Annotated in this window: 16 protein-coding genes; 8 read left to right on the top strand and 8 right to left on the bottom strand. The window is 74.6% G+C overall.

The features are described 5' to 3' along the window. The first annotated feature begins 34 nt into the window (after positions 1–34). Positions 35–2,494: a helicase C-terminal domain-containing protein gene (locus ALMP_RS15510; RefSeq protein WP_264928308.1), complete on the top strand. Its 2,460-nt coding sequence runs from the start codon at positions 35–37 to the stop codon at positions 2,492–2,494. Between the two features lie 106 nt (positions 2,495–2,600). Here the strand turns inward: ALMP_RS15510 and ALMP_RS15505 are convergent, their stop codons facing one another. Continuing rightward, positions 2,601–3,143 (bottom strand): hypothetical protein, encoded by a 543-nt coding sequence (locus ALMP_RS15505; RefSeq protein WP_264928306.1) that lies wholly within the window; start codon positions 3,141–3,143, stop codon positions 2,601–2,603. A 175-nt stretch (positions 3,144–3,318) separates the two neighbouring features. On the opposite strand from ALMP_RS15505, the gene ALMP_RS15500 reads away from it, so the two are divergent. Next, the gene (locus ALMP_RS15500; protein WP_264928304.1) at positions 3,319–4,965 is read left to right on the top strand and encodes a DNA repair helicase XPB; all 1,647 of its coding nucleotides are present in this window, start codon (positions 3,319–3,321) and stop codon (positions 4,963–4,965) included. Positions 4,966–4,999: 34 nt separating this feature from the next. Here ALMP_RS15500 and ALMP_RS15495 read toward each other — a convergent pair whose 3' ends face one another. Continuing rightward, the gene (locus tag ALMP_RS15495; RefSeq protein ID WP_264928302.1) at positions 5,000–5,179 is read right to left on the bottom strand and encodes a hypothetical protein; all 180 of its coding nucleotides are present in this window, start codon (positions 5,177–5,179) and stop codon (positions 5,000–5,002) included. Between the two features lie 358 nt (positions 5,180–5,537). Between ALMP_RS15495 and ALMP_RS15490 the strand changes: the two genes are divergently transcribed. Next, complete coding sequence (locus tag ALMP_RS15490; RefSeq protein WP_264928300.1) at positions 5,538–7,613, top strand: AAA family ATPase; 2,076 nt, start codon at positions 5,538–5,540, stop codon at positions 7,611–7,613. Here the strand turns inward: ALMP_RS15490 and ALMP_RS15485 are convergent. Together ALMP_RS15485 and ALMP_RS15480 are read right to left on the bottom strand one after the other, a co-directional pair. Beyond that, a complete protein-coding gene (locus ALMP_RS15485; RefSeq protein ID WP_264928298.1) occupies positions 7,610–8,356 on the bottom strand; it encodes a copper homeostasis protein CutC in 747 nt (248 codons plus the stop codon). The genes ALMP_RS15490 and ALMP_RS15485 overlap by 4 nt on opposite strands. Positions 8,357–8,439: 83 nt before the next feature. Further along, a complete protein-coding gene (locus ALMP_RS15480; protein WP_264928296.1) occupies positions 8,440–9,114 on the bottom strand; it encodes a maleylpyruvate isomerase family mycothiol-dependent enzyme in 675 nt (224 codons plus the stop codon). Between the two features lie 51 nt (positions 9,115–9,165). Between ALMP_RS15480 and ALMP_RS15475 the strand changes: the two genes are divergently transcribed. Next, positions 9,166–9,810, top strand: a complete 645-nt coding sequence (locus ALMP_RS15475) for a hypothetical protein (RefSeq protein WP_264928294.1) — start codon at positions 9,166–9,168, stop codon at positions 9,808–9,810. 21 nt (positions 9,811–9,831) lie between these two features. Here the strand turns inward: ALMP_RS15475 and ALMP_RS15470 are convergent, their stop codons facing one another. Continuing rightward, complete coding sequence (locus tag ALMP_RS15470) at positions 9,832–10,095, bottom strand: DUF4031 domain-containing protein (RefSeq protein ID WP_264928292.1); 264 nt, start codon at positions 10,093–10,095, stop codon at positions 9,832–9,834. Between the two features lie 43 nt (positions 10,096–10,138). Beyond that, positions 10,139–10,534: a hypothetical protein gene (locus ALMP_RS15465; protein WP_264928290.1), complete on the bottom strand. Its 396-nt coding sequence runs from the start codon at positions 10,532–10,534 to the stop codon at positions 10,139–10,141. A 77-nt stretch (positions 10,535–10,611) separates the two neighbouring features. On the opposite strand from ALMP_RS15465, the gene ALMP_RS15460 reads away from it, so the two are divergent. From ALMP_RS15460 to ALMP_RS15445, 4 genes are all read left to right on the top strand, one after another. Then, positions 10,612–11,475: a MurR/RpiR family transcriptional regulator gene (locus ALMP_RS15460; protein WP_264928656.1), complete on the top strand. Its 864-nt coding sequence runs from the start codon at positions 10,612–10,614 to the stop codon at positions 11,473–11,475. 182 nt (positions 11,476–11,657) lie between these two features. Then, the gene (gene murQ, locus ALMP_RS15455) at positions 11,658–12,593 is read left to right on the top strand and encodes an N-acetylmuramic acid 6-phosphate etherase (protein ID WP_264928288.1); all 936 of its coding nucleotides are present in this window, start codon (positions 11,658–11,660) and stop codon (positions 12,591–12,593) included. A gap of 16 nt (positions 12,594–12,609) precedes the next feature. After that, positions 12,610–14,037, top strand: coding sequence for a PTS transporter subunit EIIC (locus ALMP_RS15450; protein ID WP_264928286.1), 1,428 nt, complete (start codon positions 12,610–12,612; stop codon positions 14,035–14,037). Between the two features lie 135 nt (positions 14,038–14,172). Continuing rightward, complete coding sequence (locus ALMP_RS15445) at positions 14,173–14,742, top strand: hypothetical protein (RefSeq protein ID WP_264928284.1); 570 nt, start codon at positions 14,173–14,175, stop codon at positions 14,740–14,742. Positions 14,743–14,815: 73 nt separating this feature from the next. Here the strand turns inward: ALMP_RS15445 and ALMP_RS15440 are convergent, their stop codons facing one another. Both ALMP_RS15440 and ALMP_RS15435 read right to left on the bottom strand, forming a co-directional pair. After that, a complete protein-coding gene (locus tag ALMP_RS15440) occupies positions 14,816–15,679 on the bottom strand; it encodes a metallophosphoesterase (protein WP_264928282.1) in 864 nt (287 codons plus the stop codon). Positions 15,680–15,705: 26 nt separating this feature from the next. Further along, positions 15,706–16,759 (bottom strand): NADH:flavin oxidoreductase (locus ALMP_RS15435; protein WP_264928280.1); only part of this gene is annotated, 1,054 nt, incomplete at its 5' end.

Below are 16,759 nucleotides of genomic sequence, written 5' to 3'. Positions count from 1 at the left end.
TGCCGCCCGGAGGCAACCCGCTAACGTGGGTCAGATGAGCACCCAGGACCTCCCGGCCGCCCCCCGGTCCCTCGCGGAATCGCTCCGCGCGCGGGACGACGCCTCCCTGGCCGCTCTGCTGCGCCGTCGCCCCGATCTCATCACCCCGGTCCCCACCGACCTCACCCAGCTCGCCACCCGCGCCGGCACCCGCGCCTCCGTCGTACGGGCACTGGAGCGGCTGGACCGGTTCACCCTCCAGACGGCGGAGGCGCTGGCCGTCGCCGGCGACCCGGCGTCGTACGAGGAGCTGCTGGGGCTGATGGCGGGTGACACCCCCGACGAGGCCGTCGTCGCCGCGCTGCCGGACGCCGTGGCGGCACTGCGTGAGCAGGCCCTCGTCTGGGGCGCCGACGACCGGCTGCGGCTGGTGCGCACCGCGCGGGAGCTGCTCGCGCCGTCCCCGCAGCATCCGTCCCCGACCGGGCTCGGCCCGTCCGTGCGGGAGGCCACCGCCGGCATGTCGCCGGGCCGGATCCAGGAGATCGTGGCGGCGGCCGGGCTGCCGTCCACCCATGACTCCGTCTCCGCGGTCACCGCGCTCACCGGCCTCTTCCGTGACCGCGCCCGGATGACGGCGCTGCTCGCGCAGGCCCCGGCCGACTCCCTCGACGTACTGGAACGCTTGGTGTGGGGCCCGCCGTACGGGCAGGTCACCGCGGCCCCGGCGGCGCGGCTGCGCTGGCTGCTGGACCGGGGCCTGCTGCTGCCGACCGCGCCGGGCACGGTCGTGCTGCCCCGCGAGGTCGCCCTGCATCTGCGGGCCGGCCGCGCGCACCGCGACCCGGAGCCCGTGCCGCCCGCCGTCGAGCCGGCCGTCACCCACCGTCCACAGGTTGTGGACGCGACGGCGGCTGGCCAGGCGTACACGGCGCTGGCGACCGTCGAGGAGCTGCTGAAGGAGTGGGACGAGGGCGGGCCCGCGGTGCTGCGGGCCGGCGGGCTGAGCGTCCGTGACCTCAAGCGGACGGCCGTCGCGCTCGACGTGTCGGAGCCGGTGGCCGCGTTCTGGGTCGAGCTGGCGTATGCGACCGGGCTGATCGCCTCCGACGGCGAGGCCGACGAGCGGTACGCGGCGACCCCGGCGTACGACGAGTGGCGGGAGCGTCCGGCCGCCGAGCGGTGGGCGACGCTCGCTCAGGCGTGGCTGGCCGCGACCCGCACCTCGGGGGTGGTCGGCGGGCGGGACGCGAAGGAGCGGACGCTGTCGGCGCTGGGGCCGGGGCTGGACCGCTCCGCCGCGCCCGAGGTGCGCCACCGGGTGCTCACCCTGCTGGCCGAACTGCCCGAGGGCGCCGCGCCGGACGGTGAGACGGTGCTGGCCCGACTGCGCTGGGAGCGTCCCCTGCGGGGAGCGCAGACCCCCCAGCAGGACGACGACCTGCGCACCCGGCTCGCCCGCTGGACGCTGTCGGAGGCCGAGCTGCTGGGGGTGACGGGCCGCGGTGCCCTGTCGGCCCACGGCCGGGCGCTGCTCACCACCCCTGACGAAGCCGGCCCCGGCGAACACGCCGTCGCCGCCGCGGCCGCCGCCCGGCTCCTCGCCCCGCTCCTGCCCGAGCCGCTGGACCACGTCCTGCTCCAGGCGGACCTGACGGCGGTGGCGCCCGGGCCGCTGCACCGCCCGCTCGCCGAGACGCTGGGTGTCCTCGCGGACGTGGAGTCGAAGGGCGGCGCGACCGTCTACCGCTTCACGCCCGCCTCCGTGCGCCGCGCGCTGGACGCCGGCCGGACCGCCTCCGACCTGCACGCCTTCCTCGCCGAGCACTCCCGCACCCCGGTGCCGCAGCCGCTCGCGTACCTGATCGACGACGTGGCCCGCAGGCACGGCCATCTGCGGGTGGGCGCGGCGTCCGCTTACGTCCGCTGCGACGACGACACCGTGCTGGGCGAGATCCTCGCCGACCGGCGCGCCGCCACCCTGCGCCTGCGGCGTCTCGCGCCGACCGTGCTGGCGGCCGAGGCCGACCCGGCGACGCTTCTGGAGGGCCTGCGCGCGATGGGCTACGCGCCGGCCGCCGAGTCCGCCGAGGGCGACGTCCTGATCACCCGCGCCCTCGCCCACCGCACCCCGCCCCGCACGGCGCCCGCACCGGTCCCGGAGGGCCCGCCCGTCCCCGACACCACCCTCCTGACGGCCGCGATCCGCGCGATCCGCGCCGGCGACCTCGCGTCCACAACGCCCCGCAAGTCCACCGACTCCACCACTCTGGCCCCTGGCGAACTCCCCCGGACCAGCTCCGCCGACACCCTCGCCACCATGCAGGCCGCCGTCCTCACAGGCGAGTCCCTGTGGATCGGCTACGTCAACGCCGAGGGCGCCGCCAGCCAGCGCGTCATCGCCCCGGTCCGCGTCGAGGGCGGCTTCGTGACGGCGTACGACCACACGGCGGACGAGGTCCGCACCTTCCCACTGCACCGGATCACGGGCGTCGCGGAACTCGCGGACGGCTGAGACCGCGCACGACGGACACCGTGGACGACGGACACCGCGGACGCCCTCAACGACCGCGTCGTCCTCGACCGTCGGCAGCCCTCGACCGCCGTCCGTCCTCGACCGGCTAGCAGGCCTCGACCGGTGCCCCCGCCGGGAGGCCGAAGTGGGTGCGGGCCGCCGTCTCCAGGGCGTCGGAGGGGACCGGGCCGCCGAGGCGGGACTCGGCGTCGTAGCTGAAGTGGGTCTCCTCCCACTCCGCGTAGCCGGCGCCGTCCGGCGGCTCCTCGCGGGAGACGACGCGGTAGTCGCCGTCGGCCGCCCGCTCCAGCCGCACCACCTGCGGGACCTGTGCGCCGCCGCACTCCACCAGGGCGCCGTCGCGCACGCCGTACTCCATGCAGAGGGTGTCGACGCCCGCCCGGACCCGGCCGGCGCGCTCCTGGAGGTCCAGTGCCTCCGCGCGGCAGAACCAGCGCGCGTCGAGCGCGGGCATGCTCTCGCCGAGGCCGCTGCCCCGGGACTCCATCACCAGCCGGGCCTCGATCACCGGCCGCACCTCGGCCCACAGGCGGGCGTCGACGCCGGCCGGGCCCCGCGCCCACGCGCCCGTCGCCACCAGCACCGCCACCGCTCCCGAACCGATCGCCCATCTGCCTGCCGACGTCACCGCGAGCTCCTCCCCGCGCCGCGCGCACCGCGCCGCTCCCGCCGGTCAAGACACACGGCCGGGTGCCGGGGTTGCACGGCGCCCGCGCGCCGCCGGATGTGAGCTACGCCGCGACCTGTTCGGCGGCCGGTACGGCACACTGGACGTTTGGCCCGTGCGGAAGGGATGCGCGTACGTGAACGGTCCTCTCATCGTCCAGTCCGACAAGACCCTGCTCCTGGAGGTCGACCACGAGCGGGCCGACGACTGCCGTCGGGCCATCGCGCCGTTCGCCGAGCTGGAGCGGGCGCCGGAGCACATCCACACCTACCGGGTGACGCCGCTCGGGCTGTGGAACGCGCGGGCGGCCGGCCATGACGCCGAGCAGGTCGTGGACGCGCTCGTGGAGTACAGCCGGTACCCGGTGCCGCACGCGCTGCTCGTCGACGTCGCCGAGACGATGGACCGGTACGGCAGGCTGACGCTCAGCAAGCACCCCGCGCACGGACTCGTCCTCACCAGCACCGACCGGCCGGTACTGGAGGAGATACTGCGCTCCAAGCGGATCACACCGCTGGTCGGCGCCCGGATCGACCCGGACACGGTGGTCGTGCACCCCTCCGAGCGCGGGCAGATCAAGCAGGTGCTGCTGAAGCTGGGCTGGCCGGCCGAGGACCTCGCGGGGTACGTCGACGGTGAGGCGCATCCGATCGAGCTGGCCGAGGACGGCTGGGCGCTGCGGCCGTACCAGAAGCAGGCGGTGGAGAACTTCTGGCACGGCGGCAGCGGGGTCGTGGTGCTGCCGTGCGGCGCGGGGAAGACGCTGGTCGGCGCCGGGTCGATGGCGCAGGCGAAGTCCACGACGCTGATCCTCGTCACGAACACCGTCTCCGCCCGGCAGTGGAAGCACGAGCTGGTGAAGCGGACCTCGCTGACCGAGGACGAGATCGGCGAGTACAGCGGGACGAAGAAGGAGATCCGGCCCGTCACCATCGCCACCTACCAGGTGCTGACGACCAAGCGGAAGGGCGTCTACCCGCACCTGGAGCTGTTCGACTCCCGGGACTGGGGGCTGATCGTCTACGACGAGGTGCATCTGCTGCCGGCGCCGGTGTTCAAGTTCACCGCCGATCTCCAGGCGCGGCGGCGGCTGGGGCTGACGGCGACGCTGGTGCGCGAGGACGGCCGTGAGTCGGACGTGTTCTCGCTGATCGGGCCCAAGCGGTTCGACGCGCCGTGGAAGGAGATCGAGGCGCAGGGGTACATCGCGCCGGCGGACTGCGTCGAGGTCCGGGTGAACCTGACGGACTCCGAGCGGCTGGCGTACGCGACGGCCGAGGCGGAGGAGAAGTACCGCTTCTGCGCGACGACGGCGACGAAGCGGAAGGTGACGGAGGCGATCGTGCGCCGCTTCGCGGGGCAGCAGATCCTCGTCATCGGCCAGTACATCGACCAACTCGACGAGCTGGGCGAGCACTTGGACGCGCCGGTCATCAAGGGCGAGACGTCCAACGCCCAGCGGGAGAAGCTGTTCGACGCCTTCCGGGAGGGTGAGATCAGCGTGCTGGTGGTGTCGAAGGTCGCGAACTTCTCGATCGACCTGCCGGAGGCGACGGTCGCCATCCAGGTGTCCGGGACCTTCGGGTCGCGGCAGGAGGAGGCGCAGCGGCTGGGGCGGGTCCTGCGGCCCAAGGCCGACGGCCACCAGGCGCATTTCTACTCGGTGGTCGCCCGCGACACCATCGACCAGGACTTCGCCGCCCACCGGCAGCGGTTCCTGGCGGAACAGGGCTATGCCTACCGGATCATGGACGCGGACGAGCTCCTGGCAGAGGGCGCCTGACGGTCCGGCCCGGGAGCGGGCGCGGGCCGCGGTGTCACCTGCGGCGGACGCCCGCCTCCTCCCCGTACTCGCCGAGGATGATCACGTCGAAGGCGGCGCCGGCGAAGACGCGGACGGCGCGCAGGGCGTCGCCGAGGCGGTGGCGGTGGGTTCCGGTGAGGGGGGTCGCTCCGGACGGGCGACCGGGGGCTGGGGTGATGGTCGCTGCACTCATGTCTCCATGGTGCGACCCCGGACCCCGTCGCGGCATCGGCCTGGGGTCCCAGGCCGGGTACTGCCTTCGTACACCTCCGGGGTGACGGCCTCCCCCCGGGGATGAGGCCCCCGTCCCCTAGGGGTCGTATCTGGGCGGGGGCGGGTTGGACGGTGGTGGGACCCGCATCCGGGCGGACGGGACTCGTCTCCGGGCGGACGGGACCCGCATCCGGGCGGGGACGGCCCGGGGAAAATCGTTCGCCCCCGCTTCTCCCTCTCCCCTACAATCTCCGCTCTTGCCCGCCTCCCTCAGGGAGTGCCGCCGTCCGGACGGCAACCGGACGGCATCCCGCAACCCCCCATTCCGCAGGTTCCGCATGCCCGGAGGCACCCCCTTGGCCACGTCCGTCAACGACCCCCTCACCCGTGAACGCACCCACCTCGCCGCGTCCCGGGCGGCGCTGCGCGCCATGCGGCAGGACGTCGAGTCCCTCGACATCAGCGACGTCACCGCGAACTGGGTCAACGCCGAGGTGCTGGCCCGGCAGATGGCGGAGCGCATCAAGGCGCTCGCCGACCTCAGTGACACCCCGCTGTTCTTCGGCCGGCTCGACTATCTGCACTCCCCCGGCGCCGAGCGGGCCGAGGGCGCGGACGGGGAGCGCTTCTACATCGGGCGCAGGCATGTGCACGACCACGACGGCGACCCGATGGTCATCGACTGGCGCGCGCCGGTCTCACAGCCGTTCTACCGGGCCTCCAAGAAGGACCCGATGGACATCGCGCTGCGCCGCCGCTTCGGCTACACCGGCGGTGACCTGACCGCGTACGAGGACGAGCACCTCTCGGACCCGGCGGAGGCGGCCACCACCAGCAAGCTGCTCCAGCAGGAGATCGAACGGCCGCGTGTCGGCCCGATGCGCGACATCGTGGCCACGATCCAGCCCGAGCAGGACGAGATCGTGCGCAGCGGCCTGGGCGGCAGCGTGTGCGTGCAGGGAGGCCCGGGGACCGGGAAGACGGCCGTGGGCCTGCACCGCGTCGCGTACCTCCTCTACGCCCACCGCGAGCGGCTGGCCCGCACCGGGACCCTCGTCATCGGCCCGAACCGTTCCTTCCTGCACTACATCGAGCAAGTGCTGCCCGCCCTCGGTGAGCTGGCGGTCCGTCAGGCGACGGTGGACGACCTCGTCGCCCATGTGGAGGTGCGCGGCACGGACGACGCGGCGGCCGCGATCGTCAAGGGCGACGCACGGATGGCGGAGGTCCTGCGCCGGGCCGTCTACTCCCATGTCACCCCGCCCACCGAACCGGTCGTCGTGGTGCGCGGCTCACGGCGGTGGCGGGTGCCGGCGTACGAACTCGAGGACATGGTCCGGGAGTTGCTGGACCGCGACATCCGGTACGGCGCCGCCCGCGAGGCCCTGCCGCAGCGGATCGCGCACGCCGTGCTGGTGCAGATGGAGCGCTCCGGGGAGGCCCCGGACGACCGGGTGCAGGACGCCGTCGCCCGCAACAGCGCGGTAAAGGCGGCCGTGAAGGCGATCTGGCCGCCCGTCGACCCGGCGAAGCTGGTGCTGCGGCTCCTCACGGACGCGGACTTCCTCGCCGTGCACGCCGAGGGGATCCTCGACGAGGACGAGCGCAAGGCGATCCTCTGGGCGAAGCCCGTGCGGAGCGTGAAGTCCGCCAAGTGGTCGGCGGCGGACGCGGTGCTGATCGACGAGGCGACGGACCTGGTCGAGCGCACGCACTCGCTCGGCCATGTCGTCCTCGACGAGGCGCAGGACCTGTCCCCGATGCAGTACCGGGCCGTCGGGCGCCGCTGCTCGACCGGCTCCGCGACCGTGCTGGGCGACCTGGCGCAGGGCACCACGCCGTGGGCGACGCGCAGTTGGCAGGAGGCCCTGACCCACCTCGGCAAACCGGACGCGGTGATCGAGGAGCTGACGGCCGGTTTCCGCGTCCCGACGGACGTCATCGGCTACGCCTCCCGGCTGCTCCCCCACATCGCCCCGGGCCTGACCCCGGTCGCGTCGGTCCGGGAGAACCCGGGTTTCTTCGCGCTGCGCGCGGTCACGGGGGACGCCGAGACCGTCGCCGCCTGCGAGGAGCTGCTGCGCAACGAGGGCTCGACGGGCCTGATCGCGGCCGACGCCCGGGTCCCGGCGCTCGCGCGGGCCCTCACGGCGGCGGGCCTGCCGTATCTCGCGCCGGGCGAGGAGACGACCCGCGACACCCGTCTGACACTGGTCCCGGCGTCGCTGGCGAAGGGTCTGGAGTACGACTACGTCGTCCTGGACGAGCCGCAGGCGGTGGTGGACGGCGAACCGGACGAACGCACCGGCCTGCGCCGCCTGTACGTGACCCTGACCCGAGCCGTCTCGGGCCTGATCGTCACCCACACGGCCCCGCTGCCGCCGCAACTCGCCCGGCCCCAGCTCGTCGCCTAGACGCCGTCGCCTTCGCCGCCGCCGCTGTCGCCTGCGCCGCCGCTGTCGCCGTCGTCGCCGTCGAGGAGTCGGCGCCACTCGCGCACGGCGTTTGCGCAGACCGGTCCCGTCCAGCCGTCGGGGCGGGCGGCGCCGCCGATGTGGAACGCGTCGATGCCGGCGGCGGTGAGCGCCGGGACGTGGTCGAGGCGCAGGCCTCCGCCCACGAGGATCCGCTGCCGGTAGCCGGGCTCCCCGCGCCGCGCCGCCTCCGCGAGCAGCGTGGGCAGGCCCGCGTCGACGCCGGTCGCGGAGCCCGCCGTCAGGTAGGCGTCCAGGCCGGGCAGTCCGTCCAGCTGCTTGCGCAGGGCGGCGCGGTCGGCGGCCCGGTCGATCGCCCGGTGGAAGGTCCAGGGGCATCCGTCCAGCACGCCGACGATCCGCTCCACCGCGTCCAGGTCCACGCGGCCGTCGGCGTCGAGGAACCCGAGCACGAACTCCTCGGCCCCCGCGCCGCGCAGCTCCGCGGCGGCCCCGGCCAGCCGGTCGACGTCGCCCGCGGCGAACCCGTCCGCGAGCCGCAGCATCACGCGGGGCGCGATGTCGACGGCGGCGCGGATCCGGGCCACCGTCCGGGGGGACGGGGTGAGCCCGTCGGCCGCCATGTCGGTGACCACTTCGAGGCGGTCCGCGCCTCCCGCCTGGGCGGCGACCGCGTCCTCGGCGTCGAGGGCGATCACCTCCAGGACCGCGTGCTTGCTCATGGGACCCCATTCGTCTCGGCCGACTACAGCTCTACAGGTCTAGTCCAATTCAAGACTACGCCCGCCCCGGGGTCCCGCCCGCCTCACCCGAAGAGGTTCAGCTCCCCCTCCTCGGCCCCCGCCAGCTCGTACACCGCGCCGGCCGTCGAACGCCCCGCGTACAGCCGTACGAGCGTGACGGCGTCGCCGATGAACCGGGCCGGGGTCCGCTCCCCCGGCACACCGCCCAGCCGCAGCGGCTCGTCCACGTCGTCGAGATCGGCCTGAAGCGGTACGTGCCCCCGCTGCCGGGTCACCCGGCCCAGCAGGGCCAGCGCGTCCGGCAGCCCCGCCCCCGCGTAGGCGCCCGGCTCCGCGAACGCCTCCCGCACATCACCCGCGTGCACCCACTCGCCCAGCGCGATCCCGTCCAGCGCGCCGCCGGCCTTCGCGATCACGGGCCCCGCCTCGGTCATCCCCCGCTCCAGCTCGTCCACGATCCGGGCATGCGACCACTCGGCCCGCGCCGCGATGTCCCGGTCGTTGGCCTCGGGCGAGAACACGCCTTCCTCGAACCGGCTCTCCACCACCCGCGTCAGCGCCGATGAACAGTGCGCCAGCACGTCCCGCACGCTCCAGCCGGGACACGCGGCGACCGGCAACGCGAAGTCGGCGTCGGGCCGGGCCCGCAGCAACGGCACCAGCGCGTCCCGTTCGGTGATCAGGAGCCGCCCGGGCAGCTCGGGGTCACGGACGTCGTAAGGATCGGTCGTCGTCATGCCTCCCACGCTAGGCGCCTGAAGCGGCGCGCCGCGGGAGAAAATGGCGGCATGGCCGATCTCGACGCGCTGCGCTCCCGTTTCGTCCGCGCCCTGGAAGGGGCCCGAGGGCCGGCCGGCGGTCCGGACCCGGTCCCCTACGCCGACAACCTCCTGGCCCGCTGGCGGGAACCGCAGCGCCGGTACCACACGCTCACCCACCTCACCGCCGTACTCGACCACGTCGACACACTGGAGACGTACGCCGCCGACCCGGACGTCGTCCGGCTCGCCGCCTGGTTCCACGACGCCGTCTACCTGCCCGACCGCTCCGAGAACGAGGAACGCTCGGCCCGCCTCGCCGAACGCGCCCTGCCCGAGGCCGGCCTGTCCGGTCCGAGGACCGCCGAGGTGGCCCGCCTGGTCCGGCTCACCGTCACCCACGACCCGGACGACGACGACCGCGACGGCCAGCTCCTGTGCGACGCGGACCTCGCGATCCTCGCCGCGCCGCCGTCCACGTACGCCGCGTACACGGCGGCCGTCCGCGAGGAGTACCACTTCGTCCCGAACGACGCCTTCCGGGAGGGCCGGGCGGACGTCCTGCGCCGGCTCCTCGCCCTGCCCCGCCTGTTCCGCACCCCGTACGGCGAGCGCGAGTGGGAGGCGACGGCCCGCTACAACCTGCGCGCGGAACTGGACCTGCTGACGGCCTGACCCGCGCGCCGGCCGGCCGGCTCACCCCCGGCGCTTGCGTCTGCGCAGGCCCGCCCGGTGCAGCAGCCGGACCACCTCACGGCTGCTGACCTCGACCGCGCCGGCGGCCACCACCTCCGCGTACCGGTGCGCCGGGATGTCGTAGTGGTCCCGCTCGAAGGCCCGCCGGGGCACGCCCAGCCCGGCGGCGAACAGATGGAGTTCGTCGTAGGAGACGTCGCTGACGAGGTGGGACCACAGGCGGCCGTGGCCCGGCCAGGTCGGCGGGTCGATGTAGAGGGTCACCGGCGCCTCACCCGAGGCGTCGTGCGGCGCCTCACCGGAGGCGTCATGAGGACGGCGTCCCGCCGGTGGCCGACCCCAGCGAGCCGACCGCCGCGACCTTCACGCCCGCCTTGTGGCACACCCAGTGCGGATCGGGGCCGAGTTCGGGTTCGACGTCGAGGGCGTGCGGGTCGCCGGAGCCGCAGACCGGGCACAGCGGCCAGCGCCCGTACCGCTCCAGCAGGGCGTCCTGGACGTCCTGCGCGACCAGCCCGGCGACGAAGTCCACGCCCTCCGGCCACTGCTGGACCCACCAGCGCCGCTGGGTGACGGAGTCCTCCACCAGCGACACCACGTCCGCCTCCGCGACCTGCCCGGCGACCAGATCGGCGAGCACCAGGGCACGCGCCGCGTGCAGGGCCTGTTCCAGTGGGGCGACGGGGTTGCCGGAGGGGTCCATGCACCCATTGTGCGCATGCTTGACCGCGTTCCCGGTACGAAAATACCTTCGCTTACGTGTCTCAGGACGTGAAGGAGATGTCCGGCGAGGCCCTCGCCGCCAAGGTCCGCACGCTCGCCCCCTCCATGACCCGCTCCGTGCAACGCGTCGCCGAGGCCGTCGTGAGCGACCCGGCCGGCTGCGCCGCCCTCACCGTCACCGGCCTGGCCGAGCGCACCGGCACCAGCGAGGCCACCGTCGTGCGCACCGCCCGCCTCCTCGGCTACCCCGGCTACCGCGACCTGCGGCTGGCCCTCGCCGGGCTGGCCGCGCGGCGGCAGTCGGGCCGCGCCCCGGCGATCACCACCGACATCGCGGTCGACGACCCGATCGCGGACGTCGTCGCCAAACTCGCCCACGACGAGCGGCGGACCCTCGCCGACACCGCCGCCGGCCTGGACATCGCCCAGCTGTCCGCCGCGGTCGCCGCGGCGGCCGTCGCCCGGCGCGTCGACGTGTACGGCGTCGGCGCGAGCGGGCTGGTCGCCCAGGACCTCGTGCAGAAGCTGCTGCGCATCGGGCTGCTGGCGCACGCCCACAGCGACCCCCACCTCGCCGTGACGAACGCGGTCCAGCTGCGGTCGGGGGACGTCGCCGTCGCCATCACGCACTCCGGGTCGACCCGGGACGTCGTCGAGCCGCTGCGGGTGGCGTTCGAGCGGGGCGCGACGACCGTCGCGATCACCGGGCGGCCGGGCGGGGCGGTCGCCCAGTACGCGGACCACGTGCTGACGACGTCGACGGCCCGGGAGAGCGAGCTGCGGCCCGCGGCGATGTCGTCGAGGACGGGGCAGCTGCTGGTGGTGGACTGTCTGTTCGTGGGGGTGGCGCAGCGGACCTACGAGCGGGCCGCGCCGGCTCTGGCCGCGTCGTACGAGGCGCTGGCGCACCGGCACCGGTAAGACGTGGAAGTGACGGTCCGTCGGCACGCCGTCCGCCCGCTGCCTCATCCACACCGCATGCCATCCGTACCGCCGTCACCACCCGTACCGCCGCGTCCCGTACCGCCGTCACCCATACCGCCGTCACCCGTACCGCCGTCCCGTACCGCCTTCCGCGCCGCACGTGAAAAGGGCCGTTCCCCATGACCTCCGCCTCCCGCCGTGACGACCTGCGGTCACAGCTCGCCTCCCTCACCACCGAGGCCGTCCGCCCCGACCTGGCCGAGATCGACCGGCTGCCCACGCTCGACATCGCCCGGCTGATGAACGGGGAGGACGCGGCCGTCGCCGCCGCCGTCGCGGAGCGGTTGCCCGAGATCGCCGGGGCCATCGACGCCGTCGCCGCGCGGATGGCGCGGGGCGGGCGGCTGGTGTACGCCGGGGCGGGGACGGCGGGACGGCTGGGGGTGCTGGACGCCTCCGAGTGTCCGCCGACCTTCAACACCGAGCCCGGGCAGGTCGTCGGGCTGATCGCGGGCGGACCGCGGGCGATGGTCGCCTCCGTCGAGGGCGCCGAGGACTCGCGGGAGCTGGCGCAGGCCGATCTCGCCGGGCTCGCGCTGACCGCCGACGACACCGTCGTCGGGATCTCCGCGTCCGGGCGGACGCCGTACGCGCTCGGCGCCGTGCGGTACGCGCGGGCCCGGGGCGCGCTGACGGTGGGGCTGGCCTGCAACGCGGGCAGCGCGCTGGCGGCGGCGGCCGAGCACGGAATCGAGGTGGTCGTCGGGCCGGAGCTGCTGGCCGGCTCGACGCGGCTGAAGGCGGGCACGGCGCAGAAGCTGGTGCTGAACATGCTGTCGACGATCACGATGATCCGGCTGGGCAAGACGTACGGGAACCTGATGGTGGACGTCCGCGCCTCGAACGAGAAGCTGCGGGCCCGCTCCCGGCGGATCGTCTCCCTCGCGACGGGCGCGGGCGACGACGAGATCGAACGCGCGCTCGCGGCCACCGACGGCGAGGTGAAGGACGCGATCCTGGTGCTGCTTGCGGGGGTGGACGGCCCGTCGGCCGCCCGCCTTCTGGAGGAGTCCGGCGGTCGTCTGCGTGCCGCGCTGGCGGCGGCCGGGGCCTGAGCCGCACGCTCAGCAGGTGCCTACCGATGCCCGTGCCACGGCCGCCGCGATCCTCCCCCTGGTCGGCGGCCCCGCGAACGTCACCTCCGTCGCCTGCTGCATGACCCGACTGCGGCTGGGCCTGGCCGATCCGTCCCTGGTGGACGAACCGGCACTGCGCGCCCTGCCCGGCGTCCTGGGGCTCGTGGTGGCCGACGGCACGTACCAGGTGGTGCTGGGCCCGGGAGTGGTGACGAGGGTGACGGCGGCCTTCGAGGAACTGGCCGCCCGGCCGGCCGCCGTCGCACCGCCGACCCGCTCGACCGGGGAGCGGCCGGCCGCCCGGGGAGCGGAGTTGCGGGAGGCGCGGCGGCGGCGGAACGCCACGCCGGTGAAGACCGGCCTGCGTCGCGTCGCGGCGGTCTTCGTGCCGCTCATTCCGGCGCTGATCGGCTGCGGCGTCCTCGCGGGCGTGGGCGGGCTGCTGACGAACGCCGGTCTGCTGCCCGGCCTCACGCCCGCCCTGGCCGCCGTCGCCTCGGCGTTCATGGCGCTGATCGCCGTGTTCGTCGGCGTGAACACGGCGAAGGAGTTCGGCGGGACACCGGTGCTCGGGGGCGCCGTCGCGGCGATCGTCGTCTACCCGGGCGTCACGAAGGTCACCGCGTTCGGGGTGACCCTCTCCCCCGGCCAGGGCGGCGTCCTGGGCGCGCTGGCGGCGGCGCTGCTGGCGGCGTACGTCGAGCGGTGGTGCCGCGGCCGGGTCCCGGACGCGCTGGACGTGCTGCTCACCCCGACCGTGACGGTCCTCGTCGCGGGCCTGGCCACGCTGTACGGCCTGATGTACGCGGCCGGCGCGGTGTCCTCGGCGATCGGCACGGCCGCGGACCGGCTGCTGGAGACGACCGGCGCGTTCGCCGGCCTCGTCCTCGGCGGTCTCTTCCTGCCCCTGGTGATGCTCGGCCTGCACCAGGCCCTGATCCCCATCCACACCACCCTCATCGACCAGCAGGGCTCCACCGCGCTGCTGCCGATCCTGGCGATGGCGGGCGCCGGCCAGGTCGGCGCGTCCCTCGCGGTGTACGTCCGGCTGCGCCACGACACCTCACTGCGCACGACGATCCGCTCGGCCCTCCCGGCCGGCCTCCTGGGCGTCGGCGAACCCCTGATCTACGGCGTCTCCCTCCCCCTCGGCCGCCCGTTCCTCACCGCCTGCGTGGGCGGCGCGGCAGGCGGGGCCTTCGTCGGCTTCTTCGCGATGCTCGGCAACCAGGTCGGCGCGACCGCGATCGGCCCCTCGGGCTGGGCCCTGTTCCCCCTCCTGTCCGGCACCCAGGGCTGGGGCCCGGCGTTCGGGGTGTACGCGGGCGGCCTGCTGACGGGGTACGCGGTCGGCTTCGCCGTCACATATCTCTTCGGCGTGACCGACCGCGTGCGCGGTGCCGACCGGTCGGCAGGCAGTTGAAGCCCGGACCTGGGCTGTGGGGCGGAGGGTGACAGGCCCTTCGCCGCGGTGCGAGACTGGATCGAACCCGCAGCCCCGACAGCCCGAGTCCCGCAGGCCCCTCAGCCCCCACAACCCCGAGCGCCGACCATCGCCATGAATCACGCCCAGCTCGCCCACCTGGGCCGTGCCCTCCGCCTCCTCGGCGAGCACGGCGACGCCCTGACCGCCGACACCCCGGACTCCCGGCTGCACGAGGTGCGGGCCGATCTGCGGCGGGCCCTGGAGCTGCTGGACGACAGCGTGACCGGCGCCGCGCCCGCCACCCGCTGCGCCGAGCACCCGCAGGGCCCCGTCGACGAGGGCGCCCCCGACCTGTGCCTGCTGTGCGAGACGCGCCGCCGGGCGGCCCGCAGGGCCGAGTTCAACGGTCCCGCCCCCAGGGCTGCGCACACCCCCACCGCGCCCTCCCGGTACGGCACCAGCGCCGACCGCCCACAGCCCCAGCAGCGCTGGCGGCCGGAGCTGTGGAACGGGCAGGAGTGGCAGCTGTGCGGCACCCCGCGCCGCGACCGCCGCGAGGCCGAGCTGTACCTGGCCGCCCTGCGCCGCGGGTCGCGCCCGGCGATGGCCTACCGGCTGGTCCACGAGTTCACCGACTACGAGGTCCTGCGCGTCTGGGGCACCCCGGTGAAGGTGGACATCGAGCCCCTCGGCAACCTCTGAAGCCACGCGACCCCACGCGGCCTCGGCCATCTCCGGGCCGCGCGGCCTCGCGCCCTGCCGCAGCCGCCTCGGTTCAGCCCCGGCGCTCGACGAACTCCCGGGTCCGCCGCTCGTCCAGCTCGTAGACGGTCTCATGGGCTTGCGGGTCCCGGGCGTGGAAGGTGTGGAACATCGGACTGCCCGGCTCCCCCAGCACCACCAGCGACGCCGACGCCCCGCGCACGGCCCGCTCGGTCCCCGGCGCCGCGGTCAGATCGACGCGGCTCACGACCCCGGGCGTCACCCACACCGGCACCGACTCCAGCATCCCGAAGAGCTGGAGGTGGTAGTGCCCGGCCAGCACGACCCGTACGTCACTGCCCCGGATCGCCGCCGCCAGCTCCCCGGGGTCGCGCAGCCCGAAGACCGGCTGGGTCGCGGAGAGGTCGAGGGCGATCGGCGGATGGTGCAGCGCGAGGACCGTGCCCCGCTCGGCCGGGGTGCTCAGCACGCCCCTCAGCCAGTCCAGTTGGGCCGCGCCCAGCCGGCCGTACACCTCGCCGGGGACCAGCGAGTCCAGCGTCACGAACCGCCATCCGCCGACCGTGCTCACCGCGGCGCAGTCGACGGCCGGCTCCGCCCGCAGCGTGCCGTCCGCCGCGAGGTGCCCGCTGCCCAGCACCTTGGTGAAGGCGGTCCGCTCGTCGTGGTTGCCGGTGGTGCAGAAGACCGGCGCGTCGAGCGCCCGCGCGAAGCCGCCGACCAGCTCACGCAGCGCCGTATAGGCCTCCGCCGACCCGTCGTCGGCGAGGTCGCCGGTGACGACGACGGCGTCCACGTCCCGCAGATGACGCAGTTCGTCGAGCATCAGCCGCAGCGAGGCGGTGGCGTCGACCCTGCGGGCGTCGGGCGCGTCGGCCCGGTCGAGGTGGGTGTCCGAGAGATGAAGGATCCTCATCTCCCGGACCATACCGGCGTGTTGTCTCAGCTGAGGGTCTTCAGCGCGGACGCCTCGTACGGCTTCAGCTCGTCGAAACGGCCGCCCAGGACCTTCGCCGCCCACTCGGGGTCCTGGAGCAGGGCGCGTCCGACGGCGACCATGTCGAACTCGTCGCGCTCCAGCCGGTCGAGCAGGTCGTCGATGCCCTTGACCGGGGAACCCTCGCCCATGAAGCCCTTGATGAAGTCGCCGTCGAGACCGACCGAGCCGACGGTGATCACGGGCTTGCCGGTGAGCTTCTTCGTCCAGCCCGCCAGGTTCAGGTCGGAGCCGTCGAACTCGGGGAGCCAGTAGCGGCGGGTGGAGGCGTGGAAGGCGTCGACACCGGCGGCGGCGAGCGGGGCGAGGACGGCCTCCAGCTCCTCCGGGGTCTCGGCGAGACGGGCGTCGTAGTTGTCCGACTTCCACTGCGAGTAGCGGAAGACGACGGGGAAGTCGGCCGAGACGGTCTCCCGCACGGCCGCGACGACCTCCGCCACGAACTTCGTCCGCGCGACCGCGTCGCCGCCGTAGGCGTCGGTACGGCGGTTGGTGGTGGCCCACAGGAACTGGTCGAGGAGGTAGCCGTGGGCGCCGTGCAGCTCGACACCGTCGAAGCCGATGCGCTCGGCGGCCGCGGCGGCCTCCGCGAACGCGCCGATGACGTCGTCCAGGTCGCGCTGGGTCATCGCCCTGCCCGCGCCCTCGGTGCCGTCGAGACGGATCCCGGAGGGGCCGATGGCCGGGGCGTCGGGGTACGGCTCCTCACCCGCGTTGCGGACCATGCCGATGTGCCAGAGCTGCGGCACGATCGTCCCGCCCGCCGCGTGCACCGCCTCGGCGACCTTCGCCCAGCCCGCGAGCTGCTCCTCCCCGTGGAACCGGGGCACCCGGCCGCTCTGCCCCGCCGAGTCGTGCCCGACATAGGTGCCCTCGGTGACGATCAGGCCCACCCCGGCGGCGGCCCGACGGGCGTAGTACGAGACGACGTCCTCGCCGGGCACGCCGCCCGGGGAGAACATGCGCGTCATCGGCGCCATGGCGATGCGGTTGGGGACG

Source organism: Streptomyces sp. A012304, from assembly GCF_026008495.1.
In the GTDB taxonomy this organism is placed as follows: domain Bacteria; phylum Actinomycetota; class Actinomycetes; order Streptomycetales; family Streptomycetaceae; genus Streptomyces.
Note: the sequence above shows the minus strand (reverse complement) of the source record. Positions and strands in the feature narration are given on the sequence as shown.